Here is a 25,057-nt window from a genome sequence, read left to right on the forward strand (position 1 = left end):
AGGAAATACCTGATCCCATACCGAACTCAGAAGTCAAGCTCTTCATCGCCGATGGTACTGCACACAAGAGTGTGGAAGAGTAGGTCGTTGCCAAGTTTTTCTTTTGCCCTGTAAGTCTCACGATTTACGGGGCTTTTTTTTGCCATACTCAATAGTTTTCAAAGTCTTGTGATGCATTCACTGGATTTGAAATACTACTAGTAAGCCCTCCTCCCCCCTGTAGATTTTTAAGATTCTTTTTTTCCATTTTTTGAGCTTTTTTGAGTGCTTTGGGTAATTTTCTGGGTTCTTTAGATTTTTCTGCTCTTGCCATACAATCCTTCCTCGTATTAAAGTGTATATCTTGATGGTAAAATTATATTTGATTTATTTCAAATAAAATAGTGTGGGTTTGATGAGAATTAAAGGTATTATATTGCTTGGAGGAACAAGCGAGCGTTTTGATGATGCTATTCCTAAGCAATTTCATAGATTATCTGGGAAGAAAGTTTATTTACATACATTAGAAAAGTTTGTGAGCATGGACTTTTTTGATGAGATCCTATTAGTTGCTGATGCAAAACATTTGCAAGAAGTGATTCAAGATACTAAAAAGTTTTCACGAGTGCGTGTTGTACAAGGTGGAAATACACGGCAAAGTTCATCTTATCAAGGAATTTTACACTGTGGCAGGGATACAGATTATGTAATCATTCATGATGCTGTACGCCCTTTTGTCTCTAAGAAAATTTTGCAAGAAAATAGAGAAAAAGTCATTGCTTTTGGCGCTGTTGACACGTGCGCACCCTCTTTTGATACGATTGTTGAATGTAAAGATGGAGAAAAGATTAATCGCATTCCCAACCGCTCTCACTATTTAAGAGGACAGACTCCTCAAAGCTTTTCCTATGAATTGATTTTAAGGGCTCATATTGAAGCTTTAAAGGCAGGTATTGAGGGCGTTTCAGATGATTGCCAACTTGTGCTTCGTTTAGGTGAAAAGATTCATGTAGTGGAAGGCTCGGAGCGCAACATCAAGATTACTACTAAACTAGACTTGTATATTGGCGAGCAGCTCATGCGCATGCAAGAAGAGTATGTAGCCTCTGAAGCTAGAAGCATAAAAGGCAAACTTTATGTGATTGTAGGCGGTACGGGTGGTATTGGAAGTGCACTTAGAAAAGAATTGGAAGAAGAGTGTGTAAAAGTATTGTTAGTTTCAAAAAGCAGTAAATCTTATCCTGTTGATATAACTTCTCCCGATCAGCTTGCCAAAGTTTTTAAGAGAATCTACCAAGAGCATGGACTTATTGATGGTCTTATTAATGCAGCTGGTGTTTTGAGAAAAAAGAGAGTAGATTGCTTGGAAGAACATGAAATTCAAGAGCAGCTTCTTGTCAACTTGCATGGGGTTATTCATGCATGTAGATTTGCACGCATGCAGAAGGATGGACATATTGTCAACATAGCCTCTTCTTCTTTTTCAAGGGGGCGTGCTGAGAGTGTTATTTATTCTGCAGCAAAAGCAGGTGTTGTGAATTTTACGCAAGGTTTTGCAGAAGAACATCCAGAGTTACATGTCAATGTGATTGTACCACAAAGAACGCATACAAAGCTTCGAAAAATGAATTTTCATGAAGAAGATGAAACGACATTATTGTCTCCAGAAGTTGTTGCGCAAGTAATTATAAAGCTTTTGAAAGAAGAAAATATAACAGGACAGATTATTGAAGTTAGACAATAGATTTATTGATAAATTTTGAGAGCATGTGTGAACATAATGAAAAGAATCGATTTTTTGACTGTGCAAAATCAGTATAGTTCTACATTTACCTTTACAGATGGCTTAAGATCCGCTTTTGAGAGGCTTGGAGTAAGAATACGTGTTTTTCCTATGGACACATTATCTATGGAGGGCTTGTCAGCCCTTTTGCAAGATCCTGCTGATATGACGCTTTCATTTAGTTATGTAGGTTTTAGCACGGAAGAAAAGGATATGTTCATTGGAGACTATTTAAAAAGACCCCACTTTACTTATTGGGTAGATGGGGCTATTTTTTCTCTTCCTCTATTGCGCTCGCCTTATAATTATGTATCTGTTGTAGATCGTCTTGATTATCAAGGTTTAAAGAGTATTGGAGAAGATAAACTTCTTTTTTTGCCCCATGCTGTAGAGTATGAAGAGCTGAGCATGCAAGAAAAGTGCTATGATATTGTCATGAGTGCAAGTTTTTTGGATTTCGAAGACAGAAAAACTTTGTGGAAATATAAGTATTCAGAGCATCTTTGCAAAGTAATGCATCTTTGTTGCAACTATGTTTTAACTGATGCAACATCTTCTATTTCATTGTGTTTGGAGCGCGCTTTAAATGAATGTAGGTACTCGTTGTTAAAAGAATCTTTCGCTGACATTTACTTTGAGATAGAGTATTACTGTAAGGGTAAAGATCGCTTGCAACTTTTATATGCTTTAAAGGAATTTGATGTGCATGTTTTTGGCCCTAGTGATTGGACGTGGGCTCTTAAGGATTTAAAAAATGTAATACTTCATAGTCCTCTCTCTTATATAGAATCACTTGCTACTTTTGAAAAAAGTAAAGTTGTGTTGAATAGTAGCCCTCAGTTTCGCCATGGCTCTCATGAAAGAGTTTTTAATTCTCTTGCAAAAGGAGCAGTTGTTATTACCAATGAAAATTCCTATCTAGAAGAGCAGTTTCATAAAGATTCTGGGCTTCTCTATTATCATCCAGACAAAACTGAAGAACTTTGCTTGCAACTAAGAGCTATGCTTAGTTGCGAAGAGTTAAGAAAGAGTGCTGCATTGAAAGGGTATTCTCTTGTTATGAAAGAGCACACATGGGATGTGCGTGCTGCACAGATTTTGAAAATATTATGTAGTCAATAATACAGCTTTTTTTGTAAGGTAAATTTTAATTACCACAAGGGGTTTGTTATGAAAAAGTTAATGATGATTTTAGGTGCATGTTCTTTTGTTACATGTACAAATGTAGCCATTTATGGCCAAGAAAATACTGTAGAAATACCTATTATGAACCAAGGAGAAGCTGATTATATAACACGTCTTGCGCTTACAAATTATAAGGTGGGAGTCGTATTAGATTCTTTGTTGAAGTCTAAGCCCGATGTCGATAACCTGCGGCAAATACTAGATTTAAGGGGTTTTATTGATAATATAGGTTGGCATGGTGCAGTGGAATATAAGAATGGCAATTTTGAGAAGGCTGATGGAGCATTGAAAGGGATGCGTAGTATACTTGCTAACTTAACAAAAGGTACAAGTATCTCATTTAGTTCGAAAGAGGATAAGCAGATTGAAGCGCTTATACGCACTTCTCCAAAAAGGGGTAATGAGCAGTCAGTTATGGCGTTTGAAAAATCAGTTACAGAGCTGTTTCAAAGTGATGTAAAAAATATGAATCTCAGTAAAGCACAGCTTGCAACATTAACTGGCAATGTTAAAACAGTAAGTGATGTATTACATACCCAAGATGTAAAAGTAGATCTATTTACAAATGATGATGTTCTTGGTAAAAGTGCTGAGGCATTTAAGCGTCTTCCTGTACAATCCGTTGAAGATAATGATAAATCATCTTTTACATCTGGACCTGATTTTATGACAAGATAGGGGTTAATTATGAAAAAATGGATTATTACCTTATTAAGTAGTGCGCTAGTCGTATGTTGTTACAGTTCCCTTTTTGCTCAATCAGATACAATTGCGAGCAAAGGTTCCGAAAATTTGCTTAAAGAGGGTCTTTCAGCATCCATGAAGCTTCCTGGTTCCATAATGTTTAGTTTACCTAAGCCTACTGGATTTGTAGAGTCATCTGCACAACAAACTGTTAAAAGCGAAGGGGCTGAGCTTTAGAGAATTTGCCTTATGAGAAGATGGACTATTGTCGTAATCATGCTACTTTTTTTGGGAAGAATAGGGCTTTTTGCAACCTCGCAAGATACGTTAGATGATCAATTTGACAAAAGCTTAGTTCGAAGTGTATCGCTCTCAAATGCTATTACCGCATCTTTGCACGCGCTACCTCCTTCAAAAGAGCGAGATACACTTGATACGTATGTAGCAGCTATGGCTGTTACGGGTATTTCTTTGGCGCACCGGTGGATATTAGATGGGAAAAAAGAGCTTCCTTCTGTATCGCAAGATGCAAATCATATCTTGGAAAGTGTCTATATAAACTTAACTGCTGGCATATTAGATGAAAAAAGTGGAAAAGTAGTAGATCCAAGTGCATACAATGTAGAACAGAAAGAAGTTTTTAAAGAGCGCGAAACTTTTCTTGTAAAAACATTGATTTTCCCAACGGATAAAATGGAAGTTCAGGATTGGATCGATCAAAATAAAGAAGCTATAAAAAAATTACCTTATCAAGTGATAAATAAGGATGATAACGTGGAAGTGGAACGCACACAAGCACTTACATCCGAAGAAAAAAGGATCATACCGATCCCCTCTCTTAGTGATGGGGTGTGGTAAATGAGTTCTACTTGACTTTACTCAATGCATTGAGTAAAATTGCTCAATGCATTGAGTAAAGGATTTTTATGCATAAGCGCCCCATTTTTCAGCAGTTATTTAAGCGTTTACAAGAGCCAAGGCGCTTCATTCAAGCACTTTTAGGTCCTCGGCAAGTTGGAAAAACAACACTTGTATTGCAAGTTGTAAAAGAGATTAATCAGCCTTTTCACTATATTTCTGCTGACCTTGCAGCTTTACAAAATCTGACTTGGTTGCAACAGCAATGGGAAGTTGCAAGACAAAAGATTAAAGAGAGCAATCAAGGGATTTTAGTTATTGATGAAGTGCAGAAAATCCCTCATTGGTCTGATATGATTAAGTTACTTTGGGATCAAGATACACAAAATGAAATTGGACTTTCTGTTGTTATTTTGGGCTCTTCTCCATGGCTTATGCAAAAAGGATTATCTGATAGCCTAGCTGGGCGTTTTGAAGTAATTCCAGTAACGCATTGGCCTTACTTAGAAATGAAAAATACGTTTGGATGGTCCTTAGACGAATATCTCTACTTTGGTGGATATCCAGGATCTGCAGGACTTGCGGATAAAGCTGATGTTACAAGGTGGATGAATTATATTAGTGATTCCCTTATTGAAACGACATTGTCGCGTGATATTTTACTTATGTGCGAAGTGCATAAACCTGTTTTACTTCGCAGGTTATTTCAATTGGGGTGTTGTTATTCTGGACAGATCCTTTCTTATTCAAAAATGCTTGGAGAGCTACAAGATGCTGGAAATACAACGACGTTAGCGCATTATCTTGATCTTTTGATGGGTGCTGGATTAGTTATGGGCCTACAAAAGTTTGCAGGGCAAAAAGTACGGCAAAAAGGATCGAGCCCAAAGCTTTTAGTCTATAATACGGCTCTTATGACATCTCAAATGTCTAAAAGTTATCATGAAGCAAAAAAAGATTCTGCTTTTTGGGGACGGCTTGTGGAGTCGGCAGTAGGTGCTCACCTGTTAAATAGCATTCGGGGTACCCAAATAGAATTGTTTTATTGGAGAGAAGGAAGCCGGGAAGTAGATTTTGTATTGAAATTACAAGATATGTTAATTGCAATTGAAGTAAAAAGTGGCAAGGGCTTTCTTGACTCTTCTGGAATGGATCTCTTTGTTAAGCAATACAATCCCTCTTCTATCATTTTGGTGGGGGGCTCTGGACTGTCAGTTCAAGAATTTTTAGAAAAACGGGTTCAGGATTTGTTTTTATAGCGATTGTTTTTGTTGAAAGATTTGCATTGTGGGCACATTGTAACATCTTTGTCTATCCTATCGAGGTAGGGAAAATGGCAATATTCACAGATGAAAAGCTCTGAGAGAGGAGGTAGCTTTGTTTTTTTTGAATGTCTCTTATTGTCGATGAGCCAAAGAGCTAAAAGTAATAAAAGGAATATTCCTAAATAGAGTGTAAAGCTTATGCTGGAGCTGACTGTAAACATGTTTTACTTGTATGTAATGTGAAGATTTAGTTCTGGAGTTTCCTCTTTCATCAAAAGGATCTCTATTTGTCCATCGACAATATATTTTTCTTTTGTTTTTTCAAAACGTAGGGTTTTTAAAATTTTTTCGAAAGGCTCAAGGCTCTTGTTTTTTGTAAATCCAAAAAGCTTACCGGTATTTGTTTCTAGATGCACAGTAAAAATTTCGCTGTTATCTATTTTAAAATCTATGTTTTTAAGTAGCTCTTGAATCTCTTTTTTGCAAGATTTTTTTATAGGATAATGTAAAAAATCTTTCGATAGATGTATTCTTATGGCTGTATAAACAGGATTTTTTTGCTCTTCTGAAAATTCGAAATCGCTGTATAGAGATCGTTCAATTTGTTCGAATGAGGGCGTGTTGATATGAGAAATTTCAAAGGGTGTAAAGGAAAATTCTGGCTCAGAAAAGCTTTGAGGGTTGATTTTTGGTCGGATGATAGGTAATTGTTGTTCTGCACCTTTAAACAAAAGTCCTTGTGGGCCAACAATAGTTTTTGGGCTGGAATTTAAAGATTTAAGAAGGAGGTTCCCGTCGGCTTCTACGTGTACGGGTGGAAGAAGTAATTTTTCAGACGAAGAGGGAGTTTCTATATTAAAAAAGATAATAAATAGTAGATGAATGCCAAAGGCCGCTAATAAAGCCTTGAAGAGGGGAAGAGAGAGAAAAGGAGTTTTGTTTTGTAAAACAATTTTAATTTGAGAGGTATGCGTCCTTTCAAGCTTTAACATAAGTCATTCTAAATTACTTGGTTTGTAAGAGAGCCTTATCGTATGGCTGCATTCTTGCACAGCACAAAACAGCTGTAAGAAAGAGCCGTAATCAACATGCTTGTCGACGCTTAGAACAATGGTTGGATGGGCTTCTTTATATTGCGCCTTTATCATATTGATTTCGTTTAAGAGATGCTCTTTAACGGATCCCAAGTCGACGATATCTTTTTTACTTCCCACGTAGATGACTTGTTGAGCATCCATGACAACAAGAAGCTGTGTTGTCAGTGGTAGTGAGTCTTTAGGAAGGGTGGGATTTTCTATGTTGAGAGATTTGAGGGGCAATACATCCGATGTAATAAGAAAGAAGATGAGAAGTAAAAAAATGACGTCTACAAGGGGTGTTAAATCGATTAGATTATAGGAGTGCTTGAGACGTGTCTTAAAAATCATAAAAGAGGGTCTTGGTTGATGAGAATATCGACAATTTCAGAAGATGTTGTTTGTATCTCTAGTACAAGGCTTTCAATGCGGCTTACAACATAGTTATAAGCCACAACTGTTGGTATTGCTACAACGAGTCCTGCAGCGGTCGTCACAAGTGCGTATTCCATAGCTTCACCAATGCTTGTCGTTGAAATGTCCATGAGGCCAGAAATCCTCATTTCACCAAAAGCTTGAATAAATCCAAGAACCGTTCCAAGAAGACCTATAAGGGGTGCAATATAAGCGATAACAGATAAGATTTTGGCATTTTTTTCTAATTTTGCAATTTCCAAAAGACCGTTCATTTCCATTGCATTTTCAATGCGGTCTCGTGATTGGTTGTGTCGTAAAAGGCCTGCTTTTACGATATTAGCAATGGATCCTCTTGTGTTTTCGCAGAAGCGAATGGCTTCGATGATGTTGTTTTCTTGAATGAATTTTCTAGACTGAATGATAAAAGCGTTAGTATCTGTTTCTGCTCTTCTCAACTGCACTAAACGCTCAATAAAGATAGTGACGCTTACAACAGAGCATATACCAATGAGCACAAGAATTAAATTCCAGTTGCCAAAAAGCCGGGACAGATCGAGCCCTGTATTTGCAATGATTGTATTGTTAATCAAATCCATACTCTACTCTCAATTTTTCTTTGGCGGTGATTGCAAAATCGCCGCCCTTTTTTGTGACTGCCTCTAATTGTTTGATAGCCAGTTCATGGCGTCCTTGTAATGCATAAATATCTGCTCGAAGAAGCATTGCTGTAATACGCAGACTAGAAGAGGCATTTTCGTTAATAGCATAAGAAAGCATCAACATCGCTTGGTCATAATTACCAAGTAGCCTGTAGCATTCGCTTTTTTTCAACCATAAAGAAAGCTTTTGTTCTGCGTTTAAGAGGTTACCAGACGATGTAAGCTCTACATTTTTAAAATTCTCAAGAGCTTTGTTATATTGCTTCTCTTTCAAATCTAGCAATCCAAGCTCATACCAACTTAGTGCTAGATAATAGGCTTTTGTAATTTTTCGTGATGCATATTTTTCTTGCATTTTGGCAAAAGTTTTTTTAGCGTTCTGTATTTGATCTGTTTTGATGTATAAACGCCCAAGAAGGTACTCGCTCTCTTCACAAACGCGAGGAAAAGCGCACTCGGAAAGTAAAGATTTTGTTAATGAGTTGTTGGGTTTTGAAAAATCATTTAGTACAGATTGAAGATTCTGAATAGCTTTGTTTGCAAGATTTTCGTCTGCTTCCTCATCTAGTAAAGATAAGATAAGCTGTGCATGTTCTAATTTTGCTTTATAATAAGTTGTTACAAAGTAGTTGAAGTGGTCATTTGGCAGCGCATTTTCGTGGTAAAAGTGGTTGAAAAGGTTTGTTGTTTCTTCAAATTGGATGAGGGCCTCTTTTGCAAGTCGTGGATGGATGAGTTTCCCAGCAAGGCTTTTACGCTCTTCTTTGTAGTCTAAACCGATTAGATAGGAGCTAATGATTAAAAAGGGAGAGTCTTTATAAAGAGAGCTCATCTCTTTTAGGTGTTGTAGTGCAACTTCATCGCCGTGCAAATATTCAGCAAATGAATACATGCGAAAATAGGCTTCTGGTGCATAAGAAGAAAAAGAATATTCTTCGAATATTTGCCTTCTATACGTTTGAGCAAGCTCTTCTTTCCCTTCCGTTCTTTCAGCAGAATCTGCTGCCAGCAAAAGTCCTTGTGGAGTATATGTAGAGTCTTTATGTTGGCTTGCAAGGCGAACAAAGCAATCTTCTGCTTTATCATAAATTTCTCCCTCAAAATAAGTCGTTCCAAGTGCAAAGAGAGCTTTGTCGACAAGTAGACTTTCTGGATATTTTTCTATTAGCTGGTTGAAAGAGAAATCAGCTTTTTCGAGTATTTCTTCCTCATGATCCTCTAAAAACAATTCGGATGCAATAGTCCCCTGAAAAAAGAGGATTTCATCTTGTTTTTTACTCGCGTTAAAGAGCTCTTTGGAAGAAGTTAGCTCTTCCAAAAGAGAGAGCGCTTTAGCTTTGGCAAGGCCTTTATTGGCGTAATAGATGCTTTCTGCCTGAAACATCAAGGCAAATGAGGCCATCTCTTTATCTGCTTCTTTGAGTTCATTATAGGCTTTGCTAAGGTTAGAAGCTGCTTGCAGAAAGAGGGCGTCATAGTGTGCATCTCCTTTTTGCTGTAGTGAGCATGCTGTTTTATAAGCGTGCATTCCTATGTGGTACCATGCTTTTTTGCTTGCAAATGTTGTATTATAGGGGGTCTCTGTAAGTAATTTGTAGAGACCGCTTTTTTGTTGATTAGAAGAAGCCTCAGCACGAATAAGAATAGCTTCTGCTTGGTTTTCCAAAGATAAGAACAGTTGAGGTCTGGTAAGCAAGTTTTCAACGTCTTTGAAAGCATGTTCTGATTTTAATTGAGATCCTCGTAGTAAAAGAGCATGAGCTTGGGATAGATAGATCTTTTCTTCTAAAGTATGGTCGATGATTTCTGCATTCTTTTGTTTGTGATTATTCTGTTGGGCTTCTCGAAGGGCTCTTTCAGCAAGAAAAATATACTCTTGTATTGTAGGTGCTGCAAGCTTTGTATTTTTTGCAAGCTTTAGATAGCAAAGAGCTTGTTTGTAGAGGGCTATCGTTGTCCATTCAGCTTTTTCTTTGTTATATTTAGGAAGTGCATTTTCAAATTGTTGTGCGGACTCTAGGTAAAATTCAAGATGAAAAGAGGCCTCTGCTAAAAGGTAGTATAATTCATAGCGCAAAGAATCTTGCGCTCCAAGCTTTGCAAGGCATGGCTCCAATAGGGGAGGAATTAAATTATACGATTGTTCTTTTAAGTAGGTCCTTGCAAGGTAGAGCCGTGCAAGTTTTATGGTTGCAGGACGTTCATCCTTTTCCAATACCTTTTCAAGGTAGGGTTTTGCATTTGAGGGTTGGCCAAGTAAAAAATAACCAAGGCCAAGTTCAAAGAGTACTTCTTGATGATGTAAAGAGGCTTCTGCTGCATTTCTTTTTAGGTATTCGTTAAGAACTTCTACTTGTTTAGAATAATTTCCCGTTTCTTTATAGCTTCTTGCAAGCAAATAGAGTGTTTTAAAATCCAGATCTACAAGCTTTGTTTGTAGCAAGTTGATGACTAATGGGTAGTTACCGGCATGAAAATGTGATCTGGAAAGTAAATAATAAAGATCAGATTTTGCTTGATCTTTTGCTTGAGAGTCGTATGTAAGAGGATATTTTCCTTGTTCAACCTTTTCTAAAAGTTCTTGGTAAAGAGCTGCGCTTTCATTAAACAATGCTGCAAAATAGAGTCTTTTTGCAGCGCTATGAACCTGATAATAGTTTTCGGTAAGGATCTGTTCGGTTGCTATATAGTAGAGACGATCATCAAGGGGCCATGATGAAAGAGGATATTTTTGGCTCAGCTTTTTCAAGATAGAAAAAGCCTCTTCTTTGTTGTTTAATTCCGCACGGATTCTTGCATAAAGAGCAGTTGCTCTCAAATATAAATCATCTGGAAGTGTGCTTTTTAACAGCTTTTTTATTCTAGTCTCAGCATCTTTTGCTGACCCCAATTCAAGTTCTGTAAATGCCAAACGGATGGAAATGTCAGCAAAAGTGTAGATATCTGTATGGGCTTGGACATTGAGCTGTAAAAGCTCTTTATAGGCATCTTTTGCCTCTGGTAGATTTTTAGACCTCATTGCTGCTTCTGCTTTTTGGTGCAGATGTTTCATCTCTTCATAAGGCGGAGTATTTTCAAATCCGAATAGAGAAAAATGGAGTTGAATAAGAAAAAAAAGAAATAAAAATGAAAAAAAATTAATTTTACGCATAAAAAAATTATACACGTCAAAATTTCAAAAGTAAAGAGGATTTCTAGCCCTCAAAAATGGGTGCTTTAAGATCGTGCATAAAACTGTTTAATGCCTTTACATATTATTATAGAGCTGATTGAAAAAGGATTTAATTTTGAAAAACAACCTGCCCAATCGCTATTGTTTGAGCTGAAAAAGTAGGTAAATTTTGCCCTTTCCTGCATCGATTTAGATGCTGAAACTAACTAGAATTGAAAAAACTTGAAGAATTATATTGCAGAATATGTTCGAAGTTAATATTTATATAAATGTCGTGTCAATCTTTAACAACAGGAGGAGTTTTGGTATGGCATTAAAGAATACTATAAAAGGAATTCAAGACTTACTAGCAGGTATTACAACAGACTTGCAGAAAGCTGATAACGGTAACAAGGCTGCAGCACAACGTGTGCGCACTGGTACTATTAAATTAGAAAAATTAGCAAAAGTTTATCGTAAAGAGTCTATTGCTGATGAAAAGAAAAATAAAGGCAAAAAGCCAGCAAAAGCTGCAAAGCCTGCAAAAAAAGCTGCTCCTAAAAAAGCTGCTGCTAAGCCTGCACATAAGGCTGTAGCAAAAAAAGCTGTTCACCATAAAAAAGCAGTTCATCACAAAAAAGCAGCGGTAAAGTCTTCTCACCTAAGCGTAAAAAGACCTACTGCAAAATTACACCACAAAAAGAAAAGATAATCTTTGATAGTTGCAAGTCTGTTGCAATTATTAGGACGATTGGTGTGAAATAACGGGGCGATTTAAATCGCCCTTATTTATCTTATATATTTATGAACTGTTGGAATGTGTCTTCCAACAAGTGGAGTTAGCGCTTTTTCCGTTACACGCAAAATAAGTGGTGACTGTTTTCTTTTATACTCATTTTGATGAAGCTTTTTGATCCATATAGCTACATAGTCGGGATGAACATTATTCTTTCTTCCAATTTCTTTAATGGATAAGCCCATTTCGATATAATCACAAAGAATTTTATCAAGAAGATCATAATCAGGAAGGGAGTCAGAATCCTTTTGGTTAGGGCGAAGTTCTGCGCTTGGCGCTCTTTCAATAATGGATAGAGGAATTGTATGAGATGTGTCATGAATCCAGTTGGCAAGCTGATAAAGCATTGTCTTATAGACATCTCCAAGTACGCTGAGTGCGCCGCATGAGTCTCCATAAAGAGTGGAGTAGCCCATGGCAAGTTCGCTCTTATTGGCAGTGTTTAAAAGTAGGCTATTTTCTTTATTAGAGAAGGCCATAAGTAGCATGCCGCGAATGCGCGCTTGTAGATTTTCCTCTGTTATGTCGTTAGTTGCTAGGTTGAGAGGTTGTGATAAAGTGTTAAGAAAGCATTGAAATAAGGGGTCGATAGAGAGTTCTTTGAAGCGAATTTTTAATGTTTTTGCAAGAAAGAGGGCATCTTTTTTACATTCATTTGAGGAGTAAAGGGAGGGCATAGATAGGGCAAGGACATTTTCTGGTCCTAGGGCTTCTGTTGCAATGCAGGCAACAAGCGCTGAGTCAATACCGCCAGACAGACCAAGACATGCTTTTGTAAAGCCTAATTTATGAAAATAGTCGCGCACTCCCATGACAAGTGCTCGGTAGAGCCCTTCTATTTCATTATAGCTAGGATTTATGGGTGCGTGTGAGAAGGGGGATAAAGAAAGAATTTCTTCAGAAAACCCTTTTGCAAAGAGATTGAGCTTTCCGTGAGCATCAATGAGCATGCTATGTCCATCAAAAATTAAGCCATCATTTGCCCCCACTTGGTTGCACAGAATTAAAGGGCATTTTAGCGTGATTGCGGCTCGTTTTGCAATTTCTATGCGAGTATGGGGTTTGTGAATGCTGTATGGAGATGCGGACAGGTTTAAAAGTAAATCGATATTTTTAGATTGCAATTGGAGAACAGGATCGTGATAGTAGCATGTATCTTTAAGAAGTTTTGAGTGTTGCCACAGATCTTCACAAATAGTGACCGCCATGCGTTTTTGACAGAGTTCAAAAATAAGGGGCTTGGTTCCAGGCTCAAAGTAGCGTCTTTCATCAAAAACATCGTATGTTGGAAGGAGTTGTTTGTCATAAAAGTCTAGGATCTGTCCATTTTGTAAAAGGGCTGCTGAATTAAATAAAAATTTTTCTTTTTTGCTGGGATTTTTTCGTACGGTACCAAGAAGTATGGTGATATCTTTTGTCTCCGGTAAGATTTCTAGTAATGCTTTTTCTAGATCTTCAACAAAATGAGGTAGAAAAAGAAGGTCTAAGGGAGGATAGCCACAGAGTGCAAGTTCAGGCGTTAAAAGAAGATCACTCTTTTCTTTTTTTGCCTGGTGTATAGACGCGATGATACGTTCCTTATTCAGGGCAATTGCGCCAACAGTAGGATTAATTTGAGCTAGTGTAATTTTCATAACTTACGCGGTATACGAATTTTCTGAAGAAGAAATATATATATACACAAACCAATTCTTGAACTTGTTTGTGTATAGTAAACGTGATGATATATATACATACATCTTCAAATTTATAGCATCTTTTACTGTATTGTTGTAAAATTCTTCTGAATTTATAACTTATTGAATGAATGGAGTGATTATGAAGCCAAGAGAGCATTGGGGCTCGCGTATTGGATTTATTATGGCTACTGCAGGTTCTGCAGTAGGCCTTGGAAGTCTTTGGAAATTTCCCTACGTTACAGGTGAGCATGGTGGCGGATTTTTTGTGATAGCTTTTCTTGTTTTTACTTTTTTTGTAGGGGCACCTATTTTTGCAGCAGAGCTGATTATGGGTAGAAAATCACAAAAAAGTCCTGTTGGGGCATTTACAGATCTTTCTAACCAATCTCAAAATTGGAAGCTGCTTGGATGGCTCTGTGTGTTTATTAACTTCTTGATTCTTTCCTACTATAGTGTAGTTGCAGGTTGGGCCGTTAATTATACATTGCTTTCTCTCAATCACTTTACTGAAAATAGAACACCTCAAGAAATTAGCGCAGTTTTTGATACAATGTATCAAGCAGGTGGCATCAACTTATTTTGGCACTTTATCTTTATGCTTTTAGCGGTGGGTGTTGTGTATGGTGGTATTAAGAGGGGTATTGAATATTGGTCCAAGATCTTGATGCCAGGCTTATTAATTATTTTGATCGGTCTGTTAATTTATGGAATGACTCTAGATGGTTTTGGAGAAGCTGTGCGCTTTGTTTTCTACCCAGACCTTGCTAAATTTAGGGCATCTTCTATATTGGAGGCTTTGGGCTTATCATTTTTTACGTTGAGTGTAGGGCTTGGAATCATGCTTACGTATGGTAGTTACATGAGAAAGTCTGACGATATTCCTAAAACTGTTGTAACAGTTGCAATCATGGATGTATCTGTTGCTCTTATGGCAGCCCTCATGATCTTTCCTATTATATTTACATTTGGATTTACTCCATCAGCAGGTCCTGGCCTTCTTTTTAAGACGCTGCCAGTTCTATTTGCAAAGCTTCCAGGAACACTTGTCCTGTCTACATTATTCTTTGTACTTGTTGTCTTTACAGCGCTTACATCGGCAATTTCTATATTAGAAGTTCTTGTTGCAACATTTATGGAGCTTTTGGGTTGGTCTAGAGGAAAAGCTATTCTTTGGATTGGTCTTGCAGTATTTGTTTTTGGTATTCCTAGTGCACTTTCTGGCGCAGGCGACATTTTCCCTCAGTGGAGTGAGATGTATGGTAGAAACTTTTTTGATACGGTCGATCACGTTTCTAATAACTGGCTTCTTCCCATTAGCGGCATGTTGATTGCTGTTTTTGCAGGATGGTTTTTGGATAAGGAGCTTTTAAAGAGCGAATTTTACCAAGGGACAGCAATGGGTAAACTTTTTAGGCCTTGGCTGTTCTTGCTTAAATACATAGCTCCTGTAGCAGTATTTCTTGTGATGCTGCAAAAGGGCGGCGTTTTAGATATTGATTCATTTTTTCACTAATAGATTAAGGGTAATTTTATGACAACAATGGGAACATTAAAAATCCATAGCGAAAATATTTTACCGATTATTAAAAAATGGCTTTATTCGGATAAAGACATTTTTGTGCGGGAACTGGTTTCTAACGCGTGTGATGCGATACGAAAAGTTAAAATCCTTACAGATCAAGGAGTTGCATCTTCTCAGGAGTCTGAGTTTGAAGTACGGGTGAGTATTGACAAGGAAGCTAGAACCTTAACTTTTGCAGATACGGGCATTGGCATGGACGCTGAAGAAGTTGAGAAGTATATTGCTCAAATTGCATTTTCTGGCGCTGAGGAATTTTTAAGTAAATATAGTTCTTCTGATGAAAAAGATCAGATCATTGGGCATTTTGGTCTTGGATTTTATTCTGCCTATATGGTGGCTGACAAAGTTGAGATCAATACGCTCTCTTATAAAGAAGGTGCAGAAGCTGTTTATTGGGTATGTGAGGGCTCTAGTGACTATGAAATAGGAGGAAGCTCTAGAGCGAAGAGAGGCACTGAGATCATCTTACACATCAATAAAGATAGTGATGAATTTCTTGAAGAGGAAAAGATCTCTGAAATTTTGGTGCGTTACTGCTCTTTCTTGCCCTATCCTATTTACTTAGGTGACAAGCACATCAATAATAAAGAGCCTCTTTGGACAAAGCCTGCTCTGGATTGCACGGAGAAGGAGTATCTTGAGTTTTATAAGAAGCTTTATCCTTTTGAAGAAGAACCTCTTTTTTGGGTACACTTGAATGTGGACTACCCGTTTAACTTAAAAGGTATTCTCTATTTTCCAAAAATCCGTCAAGGATTTGATTTTAAGAAAAATCAAATTAAATTGTTCTGTAATCGCGTTTTTGTGTCAGATAATTGCCAAGATTTGATACCTGATTATTTGATGATCCTAAGAGGTGCAATTGATAGCCCCGATATCCCTCTTAATGTGTCTAGAAGTTATTTGCAGATGGATCGTACAGTGAGAAGCCTTGCATCTCACATTTCAAAGAAAGTGGCAGAGCGTCTTTTAACATTATTCAAAACGGATAAAGATGCCTTTTATAAAGCTTGGCCAAATATTGAAGTGATTATTAAGCTGGGAGCTCTTCATGATGATAAGTTTTATGAGCGTATTAAAGAGTTACTTGTCTGGAAAAATAATCACGGTGAGTGGACGACTTTAGAAGAGTATGTAGAGAGAAATAAAGAAAAATCAGAAGGAGAGATTTTCTACACACCAGGAGAGCATCACGCCTCTTCATTTTTGGAGTTATACAAGCAGCAAGGTATAGAGGTTCTCTTTACAGATTCCATGATCGATACAGCTCTCATGAGCTTTTTAGAAGGGAAGAATACTTCGTTGAAATTCCAAAGAATTGACGGAGCTCTTTCCAAAGCACTTCTTGACCCATCTAAAGAAAAAATCATTCTAGGAGCTGATGGTAGGTCGGAATCTGCTCATTTGGCTCAATTTGTGAAGGATAAGTTAGGGCTTTCTCAAATTGAAGTAGAAGCAAAAAGCCTTGCATCTGATATGCTTCCTGCATTTATCATGATCGATGAATCATCAAGGCGTTTTAGGGATTATATCATGATGCAGCAACCAGAGATGCCAGAGGGAATGATGCCTCCACTAAAGCAGACATTTGTTGTGAATACAAATAGCAAGCTTATGGAAGCAATTAAGAAGTTGGATGTAAAAGATAGTGACCTTGCAACGGAGCTTGTGTTGCAGGTGTATGAACTTGCGTGTCTCTCACAAAAAGAGATAGATCCCAAAAATTTAAGCGCTTTTATCTCCAGGTCTAGCAAAGTTTTAGAAAAACTTGCCCTCAGAGCAAATAAATAGGCTTCTTGTATATACACAAACAAGTTCAAGAATTGTTTGTGTATAATTAGGCAAGAAGTTTAATAGCTTATTTGATCGCGAACGTGGCAATTCCAAATGCGCGTTCGCAGTTATGAGCTTTTAGGAATTAATGTTTTAAATTCTTTAATGCGCTTGTTTAACCATTCTACACAAGTATGTTGTATGAAAAAGCGCTCTTCCTCTTTTATTTCATATCCAGGATGTTCTTGAATGAGACGGTTAACATGGATGAGGAGTTTTATAAGTTTTGCAACGGTTTGTGATTGTAATTTTATTTGGGTTTGTCCTGCAGCAGGACTTATTTGACTTCTTAATCCTATAATTAATTGACTAAAATAGCCATAAGATGTGTCTGTAAGGTCATGTTGTGAGCGGTATTCTGCTCGGCTAACGCCCTGCCTAGCCTCCTCTAAAAATTTACTGTCGAAGTTTCTGAGGAGATTAAGGAAGGAAACTTCATTAACTGCCTGTTTGAGTGTCTTAGTGGGCGTTGCTTCTTCATCTAACACATTCTTGGCTATTGCAGCACGTAATTGGAGCTCATTATGAGGATGCGCTAAGATAGTTGAAGTAATCGTATTCAAAACCATTTGTAATTCTATTAGACAGGTATCTATGGTGGCACCTGCAGCTTCCCAGCTAACAGATGAATCGGCTGGCAGTGTACTGAGGGCAGAAATAGGAGAAAAAGGAGGTGATGCAGAAGTTGAGGCAGGTGAGATGTTTTCAAGCTTTCTTTCCAGCTGTTGAATATGTGATTGTTGATCTCTTATGGTCGTAATACTAGAATTTATGAATTCAGAGCGTGTAGCATCTTTTTGAGATTCCGCTGGCTGTTGTAAAGAAGGCTCTACTAAACCGCTATTTTCAATCGCTTCTAAATCATGCGCTCTTATTGCTTTAGCTCTTTCAATCTCTTGATGTGCGCTTTCAAGCTTTCCGTGCATTTCATTAAGTTCTGCACTCTCTACTCTTTGTGCTCTTTGGTTTGCTTGCTCTAATTGCACTTTCATAAGAGCAAGCTGCTTCTCTAGGTCTTGATTTTTTGTTATTAGCCGATCGTTATCTTCTGAAAGCTGTTTTTTTGTAAAGTCTAAGAGGCCATTTTTCTCTTCAAGTTCTTGGTTTTTTGCCTGAGTACTTACTAATATACTCTCTTTAGCAATCAATTGATTATCTTTTTCTGTAAGCATTTGTTGTTGATCTAAAAGATCACTTTGCTGCTTTGTATTTTGCTCTTCTAGACTTTGAACCCTTTGTTGAGAACTTTCAAACTGAACTTCTAGACTTCTAAGTTTTTGCTCTGCTTTTGAATTGCGTTGTTCTAGTTCATGTTTCTCTCTGTTAAGTTGGATGATCGTGTGATTGTGCTTTGTTGCTGATTCCTTAAGCTTTTCGATTTCTTCAGTTTTACTTGTAAGTTTACTTTTAAGGCTTTCTATATGTTGAGCAAGTTCAGTGCTAATACGTCGTGGGCTTTCTACCGCATCATGAATGCGTTCTTCAAAGTTCTTTAGTTGTATCTGCGCTTCTTCTTGTTTTACTTCTATTTCGCGTAATTCTGTTTTAGTTGCCTCTAGGAGTGTTTCAGTCTCTTGCAGCCTTGTTTGAGCCTCTACTAAATCTTTACCACGCTGCTCAATAGTACGATTAGCGCGTTGTATCTCTATTTGTGCTTCTGTAAGTTCATCTCGAATAGCTTGTTTAGATTGGTTACTTTTTGCTAAGTACTCTTGTGTTTCTTTGAAAGTTTCTGAGAGCATGTTTAGACGGTTTATAGCCTCTTCTTTTTGCTCGCGCTCTAATTGAGTATTTGCTTTGGCATTACTTAAATCTGTAGCACTCTTTGCTGTAAATCTTGCATAACGAGCATTTGTCTCTTTAAGACTACTATCTGATTGACGTATACGCTCTTCAAGTTGTGTAACATCTTCTCTATGGCGCAGTTTTTCTGTATCTAGTTGATTTTTAACAGTATCGTGTTCGAGCTTAAGTTCGTTATGTTGTTTTTGCAGTTCATCTAATAACGCTTGCTTTTCACGTGTAGCCTGTGTGAGCTCTTGAATTGCAACTTGATTTCTTTGCCGCTCTTCTTGTAGGCGAAATGCGCTAGGTTCATTGGTAGGAGTTCTTGCAATCCTTTCTTCTAGCTCTCTCTTCGCTCTTAGTGCATTACCAAGCTGCTCTTCAAGTGAGGCTACAACAGAGCGCATTTGTTTTAAGTCGCTCTCACGTACTTGAGCTCTTGCATTCGAAACAGTGTTTTTTGTAGTGAGTTGATTAATTTCGTGATCTTTTTTTCTAATTTGTGTGTCTAGTTCTCTTTTTTCTGCTTGCCCCGATGATAGCTTTGTTGCTTGTTCTGCAGATTGCATATTCAAGTGTTCAATTTGCTTTGCTTGTTGCTCTATTTGAGCCTTAGCAATTGCAAGTTCGTCTAGCTTTTGTGTTAATCTTTCATCTGCATCAGATAATCTATGCATTTTATTTAGAAGAGCTTGTGCTTGGTCTAAGATTATGTTCTGACTGCGATCTATATGGGTTTCTATTCGATCTTCAGGGCGTCTTTCTATAGGGAATGCACCAAGTTGGGCTTGTACGTTGTCCAAAAATCCAATTAGTCGTGTTGTTGCTTCTTGCAAGCGCGCAGTAACCGCATTTTTTGCTTGTTCAAGCTCTTCGTTTTCATTACGTAATGCAGTTATTTGTGTTGTTGAGTCTTGATTTTGGCTTTGAACTTCTGCAAGTCTTGAATGAAGAGCAGTTTGTTCCTGTTCCAGAGTAGCTGTGGTACTTTCAAGTTTTGTAATGAATTCTTGCATCCTCTCTTTCTCATTGCTACTGAGAGTTACAGCTCTGTGGAGTCGCTCAAGAGAGGTTTGGGCTGCATCTAAATTACTTTGTAGGCCTATATTGGAGCTTGTAAGGCGAGTATTTTGCTCTTGAGTCTCGTGAAGATTAACTCTGAGCTCTTGGTTTTCTTGTTGGTAGGCTCGAATGCGTTCTTGTAAGCGAGTTCTTTCTGCCTCAAGGTTTGTAATGCGCTCTTCAAGTGTTGCAAGTTCTCTTTTTTGTATTGCATCTGCTTGAGTTAAGTCATCAATTGTTGTGGTAAGCTCATCTTTTCTTTGTTGCAGGCGTGTAATACGCTGAAGGATTTCTTCTGCAGGAGATTCTCCCAATGATTCTGCATTATTCAAATCTTCAGTAGCACGGCTTATTGTGCTAAGAATACGTTGCTGTTCATCTTGGGCTCTTTCAAGGCCTGCAAGAATTTGGCTTTGTTTTGTAAGGACTTGCTCTTTTTCGGCTGTAACTGCATTAAATTGTCCATATAGAGCCTCTCTTTGTGCTGTCAACTCCTCTATTTGGGCATCGCGCTCTCTAAGAGTTACTTCTTGTCTTTCGATACGCTCAAGTGCACTGCGTAATCTAGTTGAAAGAGTATCGAGTTCTTCTTGCCTGGTAGAGGCTTCTCTTTCAAGTCTATCGATTTGTGCAGCAAGTCCTTTGTTAAGTGCTCTAGCAGCAGATAGCTCAGTTATAGAAACTCTATTATTTTCTGAAAGTTCTTGAGTTAGCTTAGTTATTTCTTCATCTTGTTCTCCTATAAACACCATTGAGTCTTCTAAATCAGCTTGAAGTTTTGTGCTTTCTTCGCTGCTTGCTATGCTAGACGCACGCGCTTGTTCATTTGCGCTTGCAACAGCTGCTTGTAAGCGTCTAATTTCATCAAGAGTGTATTGAACAAGTGCTTCGGTGGTTTCAGGAATAGATTCTCTTGTAGGAGTTGCTCCAAGGTGCGCTGCAATAGTGCGTAGTTGTTCTAGAGCTTGCTGAGCTGCAGCGCTTCTTTGTTCTTGAAGCTCTGTTTCTAGCAGAGCTTTTCTTACGTTAAATTCTTCTGTAAGTCTACTTCTTGCACTTTCTGCTTCTTGCCTTACTTGCATAATGTCTTGTGCTGTTTGTAGAATCTCGCTTTGGGTTTGTCCTAGCTGAGCTCTTAGACCCCCAATAGTTTGTTCTTGCTGTGCATTTTGAAGAAGTGCCTCTCTTAGCTCTAATTCTTTTTGCTGCAGTAATCCTTGAGACACTCTAAGAGAGTCTTCAAGAGTTCTAATTGTTTCAGTTGTAGTTCTTTCAGAGGCTTGAGTCTGTTCTGATTGCCTTGTAAGTAGAGAAAGTTGTTGTTGTAGATGTTGCAATGTTTCTTCTAGTTGTTGAATGCGACCTTCTTGCTCCCTTGTGTTTGTTGTAGTTGTTGCTTGTAAAGAAGTTAGCTCTTGTATAAGCGATGTAATTCTTTCGTTGAGGCGCACCTCTTGCTCTTGCAAGGATCTTTGTAGAGATGCATTATGTGTGCGTAAACGTTCATTGTCTGCTTGCATTTCTTGTAAGAGAGTTTCTGCCCTTGCATGATCCTCCCTAAGGGTACCAAGTTCCTGTGCTGTAAGTGTATGAGTTTCTAAAAGTGCATCATGATCCTGTCTTAGTTTTACAAGCTGCTTTGCTATATCAATACGTGTTGTTATAAGGTTTGAGATTTGTTCTGATTTTTCTGCGCTTTCTCTTTGAAGTCGTTCTATGTGAGCTTCATTTGCATGCAACAGTTCTTGTTGTCCTTGAATAGTCCTTTCCAGGCTAGCGTTTGCCCGATTAGAAAGTGTGAAACGACTGTTTAGTCCATCAAGTTGTGTATTTAGAATGCGATTTTCTCTTTGAATATCTTCTAATTGCTGTGTAAGGCCTGTTTGTTGTTGTTGAAGAGTTTGATATTGATTACGGTTAGCTTCAAGATCCCTTTCAAGATCATGGATTTTATCTTCATCTTGTATGTGTTGTGCCTGAAGTGCGCTATTATCCCTTTGTGCAGTTTCAAATTCTTGTGTCTTTTCCTGGAGTTGTCTAAAAAGGTCATTTCTTTCACGCTGGACAGTAGCTATGCTCTCTTCTAGATCTGCAAGTCTTCTTTCTTGTTTTTGAACTTGTGTTGTAAGTGCTGTAATTCTATTGTCTTTTTCTTCAACCTCGTGAAGGGCTGTTTCAATCCACTCAGTTGGTGTGTTTTGCTCTGCAATATGTAAAGAGGATGATAGGCTACTTATTAAAGAGCCACGCTCTGCTTGTACCCGTTGTAGCTCTTCTGTTACCGAAGCTTTTTCATGTCTTGCCGCTGCAAGATCTCGTTCAAGATTTTCTATCCTTTGTTGAAAATCTGTCTCTTTGGCTTGAAATTCACGAGTTGCTGCGGCAAGTTGTGCTTCACTTGTTCTTGTGCGCTCTTCAAACACGTGAGTCTCTTCTCTAGCATGTGCAAGTTCTGTTTCAAGCTGCTGTGTTCTTTCTGCATGAGCGGTTCGTAAGTCACTTAATACTGTTTCTAACTCAGCTGCATGCATGCGTGCATTCTCAAGTTGCGTGTTTAACTGCTCTTTTTCTTGAATAAAAAGCATTTCTTCAAATTCATGAGATAACTCAAGATCACGAATTTGGCCGAGTAAGTCATCGATCGTACGATTATTTTGGCCGAGTGTAGTAGCATTTGCTCGTAATAGGTCGAGTGCACTTGCAAGTCCTGCAGATCTTATTAGGTGTTCGTTTTCAAGTCTTGTAAGAGCACTCTTTGTTTTTCGAGCTTCAGCTTCAGCAGAAGTAGCTTCACTTTCTAGGAGCTGTATCCGTTGCTTAAGGGCTTCATTAGCTTTGCGTGAACCTGCAAGACTCATTTGTAAATCAACATTTCTAGAAAAAAGCTGAGTATTTTCTATTATAAGCTGATTTTTTTCTTGTTCTAGAGTGCTGATTTGGCCATTTAAGAAACTTATTCTGTTTTGCAGTCTTTCAATAGCGCGCCCGTGTAAGCGAATATCTTCTAAAAGCCCATTAATTCGCGTTTGTAGGTGCTCTTGTGAGAATGTATTATTTTGACTTGCCTCGTTAAGCTGTCTTTGAAGTTCTCCTTTTGCACGAGTTGCTTGTTGAAGATCAGCACGGTTTTGTTGCAACTGCCGCTCAAGGTCTGCTTTTTCGTGCTGTGTTGTTTGTAAATCACTATCTTTTTGAGAAAGTTGTGTTTCAAGTCGTCTGAGTTGTCCTTGAGAATCTGTTTGAGTCTGGTTAAGCTCTAATTGAAGCTCTTGAAGTCGCTGTTGAAGGTTTTGTATTTGCTGGCTATCTTGAGAGCTATCTTGAAGACGTCTTTGAAGATCTGTAAGTTGTTGTTGGAATTCGCTGTTAATTCTGTCTCTCTCAGCGTGTGCTTGTGTAAGTTGTTCTCGAAGAGAATTATTGTCTCCTTGTGCACGACTAAGCTGTTCTTCTAGGTTATGAATTCTGCTTATTTGGCTATCAGATTGTGATTGATAATCAGTTCGTAACCTTTCTAGATCACTGTTAAATCGATCGTGCAAGCGTTGCATTTCAGGATCATCTCGAATTTCTGTTGTAACAACACGGCATAAAGGCGCCCATTGTTGCCTGCAGACTTCTTCAACTCTGCGAATATTACTTTGCGCTCGTTCTATTTCTTCTGGAGTTCGATGTTCTGTGGATGTAGGAGATCCATCTCGCTTAATTGTATGACCACTAAAGTTATAGGTAATGGTTGTTCCAGATGTAAGTGTATCTCTTACAGAATGCTCAAGTATGGGAGTGATTGCCTCTCTTATCGCTGGATTAAGAACTTCATGATTATAAGTTACAGTATGCAAGGCTTCTGGCCCTGGAATGAGAGTGCCATTTGGACCTATTGCTTTTGTTTCAAACTTCCAAACAACAATTTTTCCACTAGGATGACGGAAAATACCGCTATAGGTGGGGTGATGGACTCCAGAAGTACCTGGTTCAGATGCTGATGTCATTATAAAGGGCCTGTGTAATTGTAAATCATTTATGTTTAGGTGATTATAAAAAATTATACAAAATAAAATTAATAGTTATAAGCTCATTATACAAATTAAAATATTTTTTTCACTAACTTTAACAAGAAAATGTAATTATGCAAGAAGTCTAACAGAAGGGAATTGCTAAAAATAACATAGAAAATGAAACGGGCGTCCTAATTTAAAAAGACGCCCTTAAACTAAACGGGTTCATTCAGAAAGGTAGGAATTAATCTTTTGCTGTAAGCAATGCATCTTCTTTTTCTGCTTTGCGAGCATCTTCTTCTGTTCCTGGGTGAACTTCTGTAATTGCTGCTTTGAGAACCTCAATTTTTGAGCCATCATACATTTTTAGAATGACAGTTGGACTATCTGCTGATACGCGAATGATTGTTCCTATAATACCCATAGAAGTCACACGGTCGCCCTTTTTCATGCTGCTTCTCTGTGTTTCCATTGCTTTGCGACGTTTTTGTTCAGGTCTCCAGAGAATGAAGTAGAAGAAGACGATAGCAATACCAATCATCATGATTGTTTGCCAGTAACTTCCCTGTTCTGGTGCAACAGCAACGTCTTCTGTTTGAGCATAAAGCGTAGTGGTTGCAAGAAGAAGGGCTGAAAAAATCCATTTTTTTGCCATGAAAAATATCCTTTAGAAAAAGTTTAAGTTCTTAAAAACCTACAGGATGCCAGGTTTTTATGAAAGAATGCAAGACAAAAACAAGGTATGTATAAACAAGTTTAAGAATTACTTTATGTAAAATAGCGCATTAAATATTTTAATATTTAATGCGCCTGTAAAAATAGAGTAGATGATGAAGCTCTCTATAGTCTCGACTTTGACAGTTTCATTGTAAAGCACTAATGGTTAGATAATTAATCCGAAATTTTCAGGCGCAACATCAAATGATGCTAGCGGTTTTTCGCGTTGTGGATATCCCAAAGTTTGAAATATTTTTTCAGCGTCCGGGTATAGTGGACCCCAAAGTCAAGACAACTTTTTTGCTCAAATGAGTTATGCTCTGGTTTCTTAAAAAAAATAAAAAATTATTCTAGGTAATATTATGTTCTACTACATCGCCGAAGTCAGGATTAAAGGTTGGACTCTATTTTAACGCCAGCTCGATTTTCAACTATCTGCTAATCAATAACTTGAATAGTTAAAACACGGAGACGCGGAGACACGGAGACTTATAATTTATCATTTATGATGCGTTCTACACCGTTTTTTACTTGTTTATTGCCAAAAT

At 37.9% G+C, this 25,057-nt stretch carries 18 protein-coding genes and 1 rRNA gene; 10 read left to right on the top strand and 9 right to left on the bottom strand.

Annotated features, from left to right (window positions below; all coding sequences use genetic code 11):
• Positions 1-96, top strand: a 5S ribosomal RNA gene (gene rrf, locus P4L16_02910); the annotation flags it as partial.
• Between the two features lie 52 nt (positions 97-148).
• On the opposite strand, the gene P4L16_02915 is transcribed toward rrf, so the two are convergent.
• Complete coding sequence (locus P4L16_02915) at positions 149-313, bottom strand: hypothetical protein (GenBank protein MDR3624074.1); 165 nt, start codon at positions 311-313, stop codon at positions 149-151.
• A gap of 81 nt (positions 314-394) precedes the next feature.
• On the opposite strand from P4L16_02915, the gene P4L16_02920 reads away from it, so the two are divergent.
• The 6 genes from P4L16_02920 (at position 395) to P4L16_02945 (ending at position 5,748) form a co-directional block, all read left to right on the top strand.
• Entirely contained in the window at positions 395-1,723 is a 1,329-nt protein-coding gene (locus P4L16_02920) for a bifunctional cytidylyltransferase/SDR family oxidoreductase (protein MDR3624075.1), read from the top strand.
• Positions 1,724-1,759: 36 nt separating this feature from the next.
• Positions 1,760-2,884 (top strand): glycosyltransferase, encoded by a 1,125-nt coding sequence (locus P4L16_02925; protein ID MDR3624076.1) that lies wholly within the window; start codon positions 1,760-1,762, stop codon positions 2,882-2,884.
• Between the two features lie 48 nt (positions 2,885-2,932).
• A complete protein-coding gene (locus P4L16_02930; protein MDR3624077.1) occupies positions 2,933-3,625 on the top strand; it encodes a hypothetical protein in 693 nt (230 codons plus the stop codon).
• Between the two features lie 9 nt (positions 3,626-3,634).
• The gene (locus tag P4L16_02935) at positions 3,635-3,868 is read left to right on the top strand and encodes a hypothetical protein (protein ID MDR3624078.1); all 234 of its coding nucleotides are present in this window, start codon (positions 3,635-3,637) and stop codon (positions 3,866-3,868) included.
• Between the two features lie 12 nt (positions 3,869-3,880).
• Positions 3,881-4,489, top strand: coding sequence for a hypothetical protein (locus P4L16_02940; protein ID MDR3624079.1), 609 nt, complete (start codon positions 3,881-3,883; stop codon positions 4,487-4,489).
• 68 nt (positions 4,490-4,557) lie between these two features.
• The gene (locus tag P4L16_02945) at positions 4,558-5,748 is read left to right on the top strand and encodes an ATP-binding protein (protein ID MDR3624080.1); all 1,191 of its coding nucleotides are present in this window, start codon (positions 4,558-4,560) and stop codon (positions 5,746-5,748) included.
• Here P4L16_02945 and P4L16_02950 read toward each other — a convergent pair.
• Genes P4L16_02950 through P4L16_02970 form a run of 5 tightly spaced genes read right to left on the bottom strand, consistent with a single transcriptional unit; the run spans position 5,730 to position 10,958 of the window.
• A complete protein-coding gene (locus P4L16_02950) occupies positions 5,730-5,975 on the bottom strand; it encodes a hypothetical protein (GenBank protein ID MDR3624081.1) in 246 nt (81 codons plus the stop codon). The genes P4L16_02945 and P4L16_02950 overlap by 19 nt on opposite strands.
• Positions 5,976-5,978: 3 nt before the next feature.
• The gene (locus P4L16_02955) at positions 5,979-6,746 is read right to left on the bottom strand and encodes a hypothetical protein (GenBank protein ID MDR3624082.1); all 768 of its coding nucleotides are present in this window, start codon (positions 6,744-6,746) and stop codon (positions 5,979-5,981) included.
• Positions 6,747-6,749: 3 nt separating this feature from the next.
• Positions 6,750-7,181: a biopolymer transporter ExbD gene (locus P4L16_02960; GenBank protein MDR3624083.1), complete on the bottom strand. Its 432-nt coding sequence runs from the start codon at positions 7,179-7,181 to the stop codon at positions 6,750-6,752.
• Positions 7,178-7,843: a MotA/TolQ/ExbB proton channel family protein gene (locus P4L16_02965; protein MDR3624084.1), complete on the bottom strand. Its 666-nt coding sequence runs from the start codon at positions 7,841-7,843 to the stop codon at positions 7,178-7,180. Before P4L16_02965 ends, P4L16_02960 begins: the two co-directional genes overlap by 4 nt.
• Positions 7,830-10,958: a hypothetical protein gene (locus P4L16_02970; protein ID MDR3624085.1), complete on the bottom strand. Its 3,129-nt coding sequence runs from the start codon at positions 10,956-10,958 to the stop codon at positions 7,830-7,832. Before P4L16_02970 ends, P4L16_02965 begins: the two co-directional genes overlap by 14 nt.
• Positions 10,959-11,385: 427 nt before the next feature.
• Here P4L16_02970 and P4L16_02975 point away from each other — a divergent pair, with 427 nt between their 5' ends.
• Entirely contained in the window at positions 11,386-11,769 is a 384-nt protein-coding gene (locus P4L16_02975) for a histone (protein MDR3624086.1), read from the top strand.
• 77 nt (positions 11,770-11,846) lie between these two features.
• Here the strand turns inward: P4L16_02975 and P4L16_02980 are convergent, their stop codons facing one another.
• Positions 11,847-13,487, bottom strand: coding sequence for an NAD+ synthase (locus P4L16_02980; GenBank protein ID MDR3624087.1), 1,641 nt, complete (start codon positions 13,485-13,487; stop codon positions 11,847-11,849).
• Between the two features lie 184 nt (positions 13,488-13,671).
• On the opposite strand from P4L16_02980, the gene P4L16_02985 reads away from it, so the two are divergent.
• Both P4L16_02985 and htpG read left to right on the top strand, forming a co-directional pair.
• Entirely contained in the window at positions 13,672-15,045 is a 1,374-nt protein-coding gene (locus P4L16_02985) for a sodium-dependent transporter (protein MDR3624088.1), read from the top strand.
• Between the two features lie 18 nt (positions 15,046-15,063).
• A complete protein-coding gene (htpG, locus tag P4L16_02990; GenBank protein MDR3624089.1) occupies positions 15,064-16,905 on the top strand; it encodes a molecular chaperone HtpG in 1,842 nt (613 codons plus the stop codon).
• A gap of 110 nt (positions 16,906-17,015) precedes the next feature.
• Here htpG and P4L16_02995 read toward each other — a convergent pair whose 3' ends face one another.
• Both P4L16_02995 and yajC read right to left on the bottom strand, forming a co-directional pair.
• Positions 17,016-23,786 carry a hypothetical protein gene (locus P4L16_02995; GenBank protein ID MDR3624090.1) on the bottom strand — a complete coding sequence of 2,257 codons (6,771 nt, stop codon included), beginning with the start codon at positions 23,784-23,786 and terminating at the stop codon, positions 17,016-17,018.
• A 250-nt stretch (positions 23,787-24,036) separates the two neighbouring features.
• Positions 24,037-24,447 carry a preprotein translocase subunit YajC gene (gene yajC, locus P4L16_03000; GenBank protein ID MDR3624091.1) on the bottom strand — a complete coding sequence of 137 codons (411 nt, stop codon included), beginning with the start codon at positions 24,445-24,447 and terminating at the stop codon, positions 24,037-24,039.
• Between the last annotated feature and the right edge of the window lie 610 nt (positions 24,448-25,057).

The organism is Chlamydiales bacterium, from assembly GCA_031292375.1.
Classification (GTDB): Bacteria; Chlamydiota; Chlamydiia; order Chlamydiales; family VFKH01; genus JARLHF01.